Origin of the sequence: Halobellus clavatus, assembly GCF_900107195.1 — an archaeon.
GTDB classification, from domain to species: Archaea; Halobacteriota; Halobacteria; order Halobacteriales; family Haloferacaceae; genus Haloquadratum; species Haloquadratum clavatum.
In genome coordinates this window covers 26,507-35,730 of sequence record NZ_FNPB01000021.1, presented here as the reverse complement: position 1 = coordinate 35,730, position 9,224 = coordinate 26,507, and the positions used below count along the sequence as shown (strand labels likewise).

Sequence of the window (9,224 nt, the reverse complement as noted above, 5' to 3'; positions counted from 1 at the left end):
GCCAGAATTGCTGATCATCGATTCGAATCACAGTCTCGTCAAGAGCAACGTGATTCGGGCTTCGACCCTCTGTGGGCTGTAGATCGGCTTTCTGCACCCAATCGTGGATCGCTTTCGGCGAGCGCTCGACACCCCACTCTTCGAGAACCGGGACGGTATTCCGGAGCGACAGCCCCGCTAACTGCAACTGAATACCGAGCTTCATCGCACGCTCGGGTGTCCGCTGACGCTCCACAAAATCCAAATCAATCCAGTCTGTACATCCGGTGAGGCGGGCGATTTCTGGCATAGATCACCAAGAAATCACTCCGCCTCACTCTTCATCCTTAACTAAACACGACTCTCTGTGCGGGCGTCGGTCTGCGCAAAACTATTGTATAGTATTGTAGTTACTATACATTACATTTACGAGAACTGATCGCAAATCGGGAGACTTTATACACCGTAGGATAGACGGGTAGCGGTTCTTAGTCGCTGAGACCCATCCGTAATTATATACAATCTGGTCATATACCTCAGACTGTAGAGGGAGACATTATGTCATCAAGTACACGCAAACTGGACGCCGAAATCCTGGGTCGCACGACGAACTTCGAGTACTCAGAGCACTGGATCGGTTATGCGATCCTCGTCCTCCGCGTCGTGATGGGGTGGACGCTGTTCCAAGGTGGAGTCACGAAGCTCATCACCTACCTCGACGCGAACCCGGAGAACAACTGGACGGCCGCGGGCTATCTCGCCAACGCGATTCCGCAGTCGAATCCCGCACGCGAACTGTTCATCGGGATGGCTGGAAACCCCCTCATCGACGTCCTCAATATGTGGGGGCTGACGCTGACCGGGCTCGGGCTCATCCTCGGCGCGCTCGTCCGCTGGAACGCGTTCTGGGGCGCGGTGATGATGCTGTTCTACTGGCTGGCAGCCCTCCAGGGCGGCCTGCTAGCGGGACTCCCGCTCGCCCACGGGTGGGTCGTCGACGACCACATCGTCTACGCGGCACTGCTGTTCGGTCTCGGTGCGATCGGTGCGGGCCGCGTCGTCGGTGTCGACGAGTATCTCGAAGACACGTCGATCGTCCAGAGTAATCCGTGGCTCAAGTACTTGCTCGGCTGACCGAGACGGATCGGTAGTCGGGTGCTCCACGGCGTCGTTCCGATTTTTCCGACCGACCGCTCCGGAAGGCGCCGTCTCGTGACTCCGGCGCGAGAGTGGGTCATTTGGCGCGCCGCCTCTCGATCCGCTCCCGCTCAGCCACGCCGTCAGTGCTTCGAGCGAGGGTTGGCCCACCGCCGATCCGGTCGGACGAACGGTACGCTCTTTCTGTGGGCCGTCCAACGAACACGCGAGATGACCGACGACCGAGTACGCGCACACGTGTTCGTCAGCGGGACCGTCCAGGGAGTCTACTACCGCGCGTCGACTCGCGACGCAGCGCGGGATCGCGACGTCGACGGCTGGGTCAGGAACCTCGACGACGAGCGGGTCGAAGCCGTCTTCGAGGGCCCTGAATCGGCCGTGGAGGAACTGATCGAATGGTGCCACACGGGGAGCCCCGCGGCATCGGTCGAGGAGGTACACGTCGAGTACGAGGAACCGGACGGCGAGTCCGGCTTCCGCGTCAAGTGGTACGAGGACCAGTAGCGGAGGAGAGCCCGAGAGTCAGTCCTCACCGAACGATCCGTTGAGAAGCGTCTCGATACTGTCTTCGATGACGCGCGCGAGGATCTCTGCCATCGCCGTGTCGGCGGCCCAGATCGCGGTCTCGTCTGCGCCGTCGCCCGGTGGCGTCGCCGAGAGCAACACGACGCGGTCGTCGACGATGAGCACCCGTCCCGGGTGGTCCATCGGTGGGTCGACCGCCTCCGCGACCGCGACGCCGTCGATATCTGCAAACAAGGCTCTGACGTCGGGGGCCTCGCTGAGGACCCGCACCGAGACATCGGCTTCGGCGCGGGATCGGAGCGTCTCCGGGAGGTCAGACGGGACGAACGCCGGTCCCGGGGCCGCGAAGAAGACGGAGTCCACCGCCTGTCTCGCGAGTTCGACGACGCGGTTGTGGACGGGCTCGCGTCCGTGGATGGTCCAGACGTCGTCGCGCGTTTCGCTCTCGATCCGCGACTCCCGCTGCGCCTCGAGGAAAGCGAAGGCGCGATCGGCCTCCCGTTGCATCCGCTCTGCGAGTTGTCGCCGCGCGGTGTCGAGGCTCACCGGTCGGTACCGCTTCGGCGTCGACTGCTGGAGCTCGACCAGTCCGATGTCGACCAGTTCGTCGGCCGCCCCGTACACCTGCGACCGCGGCACGTCAGTCTCGTCGTGGATCTGCTTGGCCGTCCCGACGCCGAGCCGCTGGAGTGCGATGAACACCCGGGCGGCGTAGTTCCCCAGACCGAGATGCTCCAGCGAGGAGACCGTCTCGTGCTCTGAGATCTCCGTGTCGGGGTCTCGCTCGCTCCCCGACCCCGCATCGGGACTCACGCCGACCCTCCCTCAAGGTCGGTTTCGGGGCTCGGCCCCAGTGGGTCGTCTGACTCGACGGTTCCCGTCCCCTCCTCGCCGGGATGTCCCATCGCCACGTCGGGATCGTCGTTGACGAACCAGTCCCAGATGACGAGCGTCGAGGGAAGCACGAGCAGTGAGGCGAGGAACGAGTAGATGATCGAGATCGCCGTCAGCAGCCCGAACTGCCCGAGGACCGACAGCACCGCCAAGACGAGAACGCCGATCCCGAACGCGGTCGTCGCCATACTTCCCAACAGCGCCCCGCCCGTTCCGATGACGGTTCGTTTGAGTGCCTCGAAGAGCGGGTTCTCGCGCCGCTCGTCGATGAACCGATGGACGATGTGGACCGAGTAGTCGATCCCCAGACCGATCGTCAGCGAGAGGATCGTCGCCGTGAACGCGTTGAACGAAATGCCGAGGACTCGCATCGTCCCCGCGACGGCGGAAACGGCGACCACGATCGGCACGAGGTTCGCGAAGCCCAGCGAGGGCAGGCCTTCGAGGACCCAGTAGATGAACAGGAGGAACAGCACCGTCGCTCCGAGCGCGAGCGCGAGACTCGTGATCGCCGACTCGAAGATCAGATCAGACACCTGTTGGAAGACGACGGTGTTGCCAGTGGCCGTCGCGTCCGACCGGAACTCGCCCGCTACGTCCCGAGCCGCCGCTGTCGCCTCCTTGTCCGAGGCATCGGCGGTCACGGAGTAGACGATCCGGGCGCTCCGATGGTCGTCGGAGAGGTACTCCGACGCCCGATCGCCGACCGGCGATCGTTCGAGTTCCCGATAGATCGTCGGGAGGTTGTCGTCGGGGACGCCGTTGTCGTTTTGATCGTTCCGCTCGACCAGCGCGGCGAACTCCGGATCTCTATCGGCGTAATCCTGGATGATCGTGACGATACTCGTCGATTCGGCGCGTCTATTACCGGCGTCGACGAACTCCTCGGGTGGATCTTCTCCCGCCCGGTAGATTCGCTCGAGGGCGGCATCGTTCTCCATCCGCCCCTCAACGTATATGGTGACTGACCCCCCCTGTGAGGTGGTGAACTTGTCTTCGAGGAAGTTCAGCGTCCCGACGACGCCGTAGTCACTGGGTGCAAACGGTTCGGGGAGCGACTTCAGGAACGGCGAGACCTCCTCCGGTGGGAGGAAGTCCTCCTGTGAGAACGACGTGTCGACTCCGGTCGCGTACCCGGCGGCCCCCGCGCTGAACACCAAGGCGAGAATCAACACGACCACTGGAACCTTCCGCGCGGCGAAGACGCCGACTGCGAGTACCTCGCCGAGGGTTGATCCCTCCTTGCCGAGCGGCTGCTGGCTGAACGTCGGGATCGGCCACCCCTCGCGGTTGCGGTCGAGCCACACCTTCGCCGCCGGGAGGAAGATTCCGAAGATGAAGAAGGTGAACATAATCCCGACACCTGCGACGATCCCGAAGTCGCGGATCGGCGGCAGGCTGGAGGTGAGATTCGAGAGGAACCCGATGACGGTGGTCCCCGTGACGATGAAGAACGCGACGAGCAACTGATCGGTCGCGACAGTCATCGCCGAATCGACGTCGAGACCGGTCGCGCGATCCTCGCGATACCGATTGATGGCGTGGATGCCGAAGTCGATCCCAACCGCGAGCAACAGCGGCGGGACCGAGATCATAATCTGATTGAACGGGATGCCCGCCAGTCCCAGGAACCCGAACGTCCAGATCACCGCCATCAGCAGCGAGATGATCCCCAAGATGAGATCTAAGAGGTCGCGGTAGGCCACGATCAGAAAGCCCACGATGAGAATCACCGCGGCGGGGGTAACTATCAACAGCGAATCCGTGATGACGGTCCCGAACTCGTCGGCGATGATGCCGCTCCCGAAGACCGTGATGTCGGTATCCAGTTCCGTGTCGATGATTCGCTGCGCATTGTTCTGAATAGACGTCAGCGGACTGTCTCCCGACTGGCCGGCGGTGCCACCGCCAGCCCCCTGCGGGAGGTCGTGGGTAACGACCCCGATCGTCGCCGATGCCGACGCCGACCCGCGGTTGAAGTCGTTACTCAGCGTGCCGGTGAAGCCGGGATTGTCGGCGTTTTCCTGTACGGCTCGGCGGATTTCGCCCTGGGTCGCGCCCTCCAGCGCGATGATCTGCTCCTCCAGCGTCGTCGCCGAGGGATCAATCGTTCGTGCGACCGTCCCTGCGGCCGAGGACGTACTGGAGACGTACATATCGCTCCGATCCTCGAGCGCCTCCTGGGCTCTGAGCATCGAGAGCATCGACCGCTTCGAGAGCACGTTCTGCTCGCGCTGGACGAGCTGCGTGCTACCCGGGTCCTCCCCGAAGACGGAGAGGAACTCGTTCTCGATCCGTTCGCTCGCGTCGGCCGCTGGCACGTCCTCGGCGAACTGCTGGGTCCCGGACTCGGTCGAGACTCCCCCCAGTCCGCCCGCGAAGGCGAGCGTGACCAGCAGGAACACCAGCATCACTTTCTTCGGACGGTTGACGATGTTGTCGTCCGCCCAGTCGACGAACCGTTGGTAATCGAGACGCATCGGTCAGCCCTGTCGCCGATAGTAGAGGAAGCCGCCACCGACGAGCAGCACGGCGACGACACCGACAATCGGGAGCACCGGCAGTCCGCCACCGTCGGCGTCTGCTGTCACCTCGACGGGGACCTGATACGTGTCAGAGATGATCGTATCCCCGTCGGGCTGATCGTACTGGAAGTCCATCTTGACCGGATAGGTCTTCGCTGTCGCGTCCCCGCCCGCACTGACCTGGAAGCGAACCGTCTGTGATTCGCCGGGTTCGAGCCGCTCGACGAACGCTTCGTCGTCGGACGTGGACAACGGTGAATCCATATAGATCTTCGCTGAGATGTCCGTGAGCGCGTGGTCGCGGTTGTTCGTCACGGTCACCTCGAACGTCCCGCCGGAGCCCGCAGTGTACGTCGCGTTGATCGGCTCGACATCGAACTCGGGCGATTCCTGTTGGACGTCGACGCGAGTCGGGATCGTATCGGACTCACGGGAGCGATCGGCCATATCGCGGTAGGTCACACCGAAGTCGAGCTGCCGTGCCCCGGCCGACGCGCTGCTCGTCACTTCGACATCGAAGGTGAACGGGGCGGACTCGCCGGGTTCGAGCGACCCGACGGCGACGGAGGTCTCGACCAGCGACAGTGTCTGGCCCGGGTTCTCGAGCGTCACCACGGCGTTGTCGGCGGCCATCGGGCCGGTGTTCGTGACCGTCCCCGTGACCGTCCCCTCCTCACCGACTCGGAGGGAACTGCTCACGTCTGAGACGTCGAACGTCATCTCCGGGAGCGCACGAAGCGGGATCGTCAGCGAGGGCGACGATCCGGTCGTGCCACCGGGCTTCTCGAAGTCGATCTGTGCCGACAGCGAGTAGTTGCCGACGGAGGCACTGTCTTGCAGTGTCGTCTCGAACTCGAAGGTCCGGTTCTCACCGCGTTCCCACGCGTCGACGAACCTCGTGCTGGACGTTCCCGACCCGAGCGAGATGGCCGGGGCCGACGAGGAGAGCGACACAGTCGAATCGTAGGCGGCGGTGGTCCCGACGTTCCGCATCGTCACCTCGAGCGTGCCCGTCCCGCCGACAGTCGCCGTCGAGGAGGTGTCGACGACATCGAACTGTGGGCCGGATTTGACGCGGACCGAGAGGTAGATCGTCTTCTTCCGCTCGACATCGTTGCCAGCGCCGTTGTCGTACTCGTACGTGAGCCGGAGCGGGATCCGGTACGTCCCGCTGTCGATGTTCGCAGGAACATCGAGTGACAGTGAGAGATCAGCCGGTGTGCCGTCGGGGAGGGATTCGACGTACAGCTCGTTCGTCTCGACGTCGATGGGGCCGACGCTGTTCGCCGGCCGAATATGGACGTTGTATGCATCTCTCGTCTCGTCTTCAGCGCCAGTTCCGTCGTTCAGGAGCTGAAACGAGACCTCGTTGACCCCGCCGGGCTGGAGCGTGGGATCTTGTATAACGGTTTGAATTTCGGGATTCGACGTCAGCGCCACCGCAGGGACCGCGCTCAGGAGAAGCGATGCGACGATCAGGACGGCAAACAGCTTTCGTTTCATAGGTTCGTGACCATCTTGCGCCGACGCTGGGAACCACGAACGTCAGCGTACGTCAGGTCGTATCGAGAAGACGGATCCCAGGTATAAAAGCTATTGTAAATTTCTACAAACAGCGATTTCGTTCTCGCGTCGTCCGCGATGATCAAGAACAATTGCGCTTGCGTCCCTCTATAATTATCTCTCTTTGACAAAAGTCCGGTGGCCGGACCGAAGTAACACGCTCGTAACCCGGTATCACTCACGTCCGGAAACTGATATATTAGTTCGTCTCATTACCACATAACGCAATGATACCAGATATCTCGGCGATGGTACTGCAGCTGGACACCAGTGCGAACGGCGTCGCGTTCCTTCTGGGGCGCGTGCTGTTCGGCGTCGTGCTGGCATTTATGGGACTGAATCACTTCCAGAGCGTCGATCAGTTGGCAGGATATGCCGAAGCGAAGGGCCTGCCCGCGGGACGGGCCGCGGTACTCTTCAGCGGCGGGATGTTGATGGCCGGAGGTCTCGGGATCGCGATCGGTGCGTATCCGGCCCTCTCAGCGGGCGCAATCGCGCTGTTCCTGCTCGTCGCGACGCCGACGATCCACGACTTCTGGGCGGCCCCGCCGGATCAACAGCAGAGTGAGATGACGAACTTCCTGAAGAACGTCGCGCTGCTTGGCGGCGCGCTGGCCTTCCTCGCGCTTTCGGGGAGTGCGTGGCCGTACGCGCTCAACGTGGGCCTCTAACGCCGGCCGTCACATCGAGGCGTCCGTCGACGCCCCCCCGAACAGCAGTCCGACGTGAGAGACAGGCCTCACCAGACGCATTTTTGTATTGCGGAAGTGTCGACGCTGTATTGGCATCGGTACCTCGGAGTGTCTCGGTCGTCTCACTGCTCGTCCCACTGGACGTCGCCAATGGGACCGGCGTCGCCATCGGGACGTTTAACCTCGCGTCGCTCACGCGTGAGTGTATGAAGGCGACTGCGAGAGCGCACCCGATCCAGGGTCTGATCAAGTACCACGGGATGCGCGACGAGGAACTCCGCCTCCCGTATCACGACAGCATCAGCGTCTGTACTGCCCCGAGCGCAACGACGACGACGGTCGAGTTCCGGCCGGACGCCACCGAGGACGTCTACCGCATCGGCGGGGAACGCGTCGAGGGCCGCGGCGCCGAACGCATCGACGCCGTCGTCGACCACGTCCGCGAACTGGCCGACATCGACCACCCAGTACGGCTCGAATCGGAGAACTCCTTCCCCTCGAACATCGGCTTCGGGTCCTCGTCGTCGGGATTCGCCGCCGCGGCGATGGCGCTCGCGGACGCTGCCGGTCTCGATCTGACTCGGCCGGCGGTATCGACGATCGCCCGTCGCGGCTCCTCGTCGGCCGCGCGCGCCGTGACTGGTGCGTTCTCGCACCTGTATTCGGGGATGAACGACGAGGATTGCCGAGCAGAACGGATCGAGACCGACCTCGAAGACGAACTGCGAACCGTCGCCGCACACGTGCCGGCGTACAAAGAAACCGAAGAGGCACACCGCGAGGCCGCCCAGAGCCATATGTTCCAGGCGCGGATGGCGCACGTCCACCATCAGATCGACGCGATGCGCGACGCGCTGTACGACGCCGACTTCGAGCGTGCCTTCGAACTGGCCGAGCACGATTCGCTGTCGCTCACGGCGACGACGATGACAGGGCCGGCCGGGTGGGTTTACTGGCAGCCGGACACCATTGCCGTGTTCAACGCCGTCCGCGAACTCCGTGAGGAGGCCGACATCCCGGTGTACTTCTCGACCGACACCGGCGCGAGCGTGTACGTGAACACGACCGACGCGCACGTCGACCGGGTCGAATCGGCGGTGGCCGATGTCGGCGTCGACACCGACGTCTGGGAGGTCGGCGGCCCCGCGCAGATCCTCTCATCCACAGCGGCACTGTTCTGAGACGGACGCTCGCTCGTTCCGCTGATCGCGAACACTCCGTCTCTGAGTGAGCGGGCTCGAAATCGACGGGGTGAACTACGCGTCTGCGAGAAACTGCAGCGTGTTTTCGTCGGGCTCGCCGTCGTAGTACTGTGACAATGCCGCGGTGAACGGCGTCGGCCCGTCAGTCACGGCATCGAAGAGCGTCATCGACGAGCGAAACTTCATATCGTCCGGTGAGCCGAAGATGTCGTTCGCGGAGCGACCGTCGATGTCGAGGACGAGTTCAGTACACTCGCGCAGGCGGGGGCCCAGCACCGGATGCGCGAGGTACGCTTCGGCCTCGTCTCTCGACGAAATCGCGTAGCGCTGTGCCAGCTGGCTCGACCCCAGCCCGGCCACTTGCGGGAACACGAACCACATCCAGTGTGAGCGCTTGCGCCCCGATCGAAGCTCCTTCTTCACCTGGTCTATCACGGGGTCCTGCGCTTCGACGAACCGGTGTAGGTCGTACGGATCGGCGCGATCGTCCATTACTGTGACAGTTTCCCGATTGTGAGTGATAAGCTGTTCGCAGCCGGTGTCGTCGGTCCGCACGGTGTGTCGGCTGCCGTTCCTCCGACCGGCATCCTGTGTGCACCGCCTGCTGCCTGCTGTCCTCAGGTTCGATGCGACGCCACTGAAGAGACGCGGCAGGGCGTTGTCAGCGGACTCAACGGTGAGCGTCG

Annotated in this window: 8 protein-coding genes and 1 pseudogene; 4 read left to right on the top strand and 5 right to left on the bottom strand. The window is 63.2% G+C overall.

Annotation, left to right across the window (positions count from 1 at the left end; genetic code table 11):
* Positions 1-289: pseudogene (locus tag BLU74_RS17940) on the bottom strand (IS6 family transposase); the annotation flags it as partial.
* 248 nt (positions 290-537) lie between these two features.
* Between BLU74_RS17940 and BLU74_RS17935 the strand changes: the two are divergent.
* Both BLU74_RS17935 and BLU74_RS17930 read left to right on the top strand, forming a co-directional pair.
* The gene (locus BLU74_RS17935) at positions 538-1,113 is read left to right on the top strand and encodes a DoxX family membrane protein (RefSeq protein WP_089769836.1); all 576 of its coding nucleotides are present in this window, start codon (positions 538-540) and stop codon (positions 1,111-1,113) included.
* 234 nt (positions 1,114-1,347) lie between these two features.
* The gene (locus tag BLU74_RS17930) at positions 1,348-1,641 is read left to right on the top strand and encodes an acylphosphatase (RefSeq protein ID WP_089769834.1); all 294 of its coding nucleotides are present in this window, start codon (positions 1,348-1,350) and stop codon (positions 1,639-1,641) included.
* 18 nt (positions 1,642-1,659) lie between these two features.
* Here BLU74_RS17930 and BLU74_RS17925 read toward each other — a convergent pair whose 3' ends face one another.
* Genes BLU74_RS17925 through BLU74_RS17915 form a run of 3 tightly spaced genes read right to left on the bottom strand, consistent with a single transcriptional unit; the run spans position 1,660 to position 6,584 of the window.
* A complete protein-coding gene (locus BLU74_RS17925) occupies positions 1,660-2,475 on the bottom strand; it encodes a TrmB family transcriptional regulator (protein ID WP_089769832.1) in 816 nt (271 codons plus the stop codon).
* Positions 2,472-5,036 carry an efflux RND transporter permease subunit gene (locus BLU74_RS17920; protein ID WP_089769830.1) on the bottom strand — a complete coding sequence of 855 codons (2,565 nt, stop codon included), beginning with the start codon at positions 5,034-5,036 and terminating at the stop codon, positions 2,472-2,474. Before BLU74_RS17920 ends, BLU74_RS17925 begins: the two co-directional genes overlap by 4 nt.
* A 3-nt stretch (positions 5,037-5,039) precedes the next feature.
* Positions 5,040-6,584: a COG1361 S-layer family protein gene (locus BLU74_RS17915; protein WP_089769828.1), complete on the bottom strand. Its 1,545-nt coding sequence runs from the start codon at positions 6,582-6,584 to the stop codon at positions 5,040-5,042.
* Between the two features lie 287 nt (positions 6,585-6,871).
* Between BLU74_RS17915 and BLU74_RS17910 the strand changes: the two genes are divergently transcribed.
* Positions 6,872-7,315: a DoxX family protein gene (locus BLU74_RS17910; protein WP_089769825.1), complete on the top strand. Its 444-nt coding sequence runs from the start codon at positions 6,872-6,874 to the stop codon at positions 7,313-7,315.
* Positions 7,316-7,542: 227 nt separating this feature from the next.
* Positions 7,543-8,517, top strand: coding sequence for a phosphomevalonate decarboxylase MvaD (gene mvaD, locus BLU74_RS17905; protein WP_089769840.1), 975 nt, complete (start codon positions 7,543-7,545; stop codon positions 8,515-8,517).
* A gap of 75 nt (positions 8,518-8,592) precedes the next feature.
* On the opposite strand, the gene BLU74_RS17900 is transcribed toward mvaD, so the two are convergent.
* On the bottom strand, positions 8,593-9,030 hold the full coding sequence (locus tag BLU74_RS17900; RefSeq protein WP_089769824.1) for a DUF1810 domain-containing protein: 438 nt from the start codon (positions 9,028-9,030) through the stop codon (positions 8,593-8,595).
* Between the last annotated feature and the right edge of the window lie 194 nt (positions 9,031-9,224).

Bases quoted from the DNA above. Each gene is read 5' to 3' on its own strand.
- BLU74_RS17935 (WP_089769836.1), top strand. From the start codon at position 538: ATGTCATCAAGTACACGCAAACTGGACGCCGAAATCCTGGGTCGCACG.
- BLU74_RS17930 (WP_089769834.1), top strand. From the start codon at position 1,348: ATGACCGACGACCGAGTACGCGCACACGTGTTCGTCAGCGGGACCGTC.
- BLU74_RS17920 (WP_089769830.1), bottom strand. From the start codon at position 5,036: ATGCGTCTCGATTACCAACGGTTCGTCGACTGGGCGGACGACAACATC.
- BLU74_RS17915 (WP_089769828.1), bottom strand. From the start codon at position 6,584: ATGAAACGAAAGCTGTTTGCCGTCCTGATCGTCGCATCGCTTCTCCTG.
- BLU74_RS17910 (WP_089769825.1), top strand. From the start codon at position 6,872: ATGATACCAGATATCTCGGCGATGGTACTGCAGCTGGACACCAGTGCG.
- mvaD (WP_089769840.1), top strand. From the start codon at position 7,543: ATGAAGGCGACTGCGAGAGCGCACCCGATCCAGGGTCTGATCAAGTAC.
- BLU74_RS17900 (WP_089769824.1), bottom strand. From the start codon at position 9,030: ATGGACGATCGCGCCGATCCGTACGACCTACACCGGTTCGTCGAAGCG.